Source organism: Parabacteroides sp. ZJ-118 (assembly GCF_011038785.1).
Taxonomy (GTDB): domain Bacteria; phylum Bacteroidota; class Bacteroidia; order Bacteroidales; family Tannerellaceae; genus Parabacteroides.
This window is the reverse complement of record NZ_JAAKDT010000112.1, coordinates 1-1,026: the sequence shown is the minus strand read 5'-3', so window position 1 is coordinate 1,026 and position 1,026 is coordinate 1. Positions and strand designations below refer to the sequence as shown.

Annotated in this window: 1 protein-coding gene; it reads left to right on the top strand. The window is 48.1% G+C overall.

Translation table 11 applies throughout. The features are described from left to right. Positions 1-118 precede the first annotated feature (118 nt). Positions 119-1,026, top strand: a 908-nt coding sequence (locus G7Y39_RS13415) for a transposase (protein ID WP_165157927.1), incomplete at its 3' end; no start/stop codon positions are given.

Sequence of the window (1,026 nt, the reverse complement as noted above, 5' to 3'; positions counted from 1 at the left end):
TTCAAGTTTCGCAAGTGCTGATTTCCAGCGGTAGGGATATAAAAATCGACATGGACTCTTGCATAATTGCAAGAAAATGAGTAATTTTAAGGTGCAAAAACAAAAATAACTCAAGCCCATGTCGATACACAAAGTTACTCCTTTCCTCTCGGATATCAAAACATTTTTCAAGAATTCTGATATGACATCAGCTATGCAGAGCATAAGCTCGGTTCTCACCCAGGTCAAAATGACCGAACGTGACACGCTTGCCGTGACAAGCAAGCGCAACTGCGTGTACAAGCTGCTGACAGTATTCCAATGCCTTCTGCTTTTTCCCTGTTTCGGTATAAGAAACGCCTACCGCAATCAGAAGGATGGCACGCTCCATTCTCTTATCAAGGCGAGGAAGGATACTTTCTATCGCTTGATGGAAAACCCCGAGGTCGACTGGAGAAAAGCTCTTTGGCACATATCCGTCCAGTTGTGGAACCGTATCCATCTGCGTTCCGACCACAAGGCAGAGGATGTCTGCCTGATTATCGATGACACCGACCATGAGAAGACAGGCAGGACCATTGAGAAAATAGGAAGGGTCCATTCCCATCTTGCCCACAAGGCCGTACTCGGATTCAAATGTCTTTGTATGGCTGCCACCGATGGTATCTCCCAGATTCTTCTCGACTTCGCCATCGTCGGAGAAAAGGGGAAGAAAGGCAACTATGGCATGAGTACCAAGGAACTCAAACGGCGGCACACCACGGAACATGACAGCGAGGTACTCCGCCGGAGGGAGGAAGAATACGACATGTCCAAGATAGAACTCGCGATAGAGATGGTAAAGCGGGCTATCCGCCGAGGCGTAAAGTTCAGCTATGTATTGGCTGACAGCTGGTTTACCAACAAGGAGATTGTCCGCTTCATCCACAGCCGCCACATTAAATGTCATTGGCTTGGCATGATAAGGGTCGGCGAGAACGGCACAACAAAATATCATACCGGATACGGAGACCTTACGGCTCCCGCGCTTGTGAAGCTCGGCAAAAA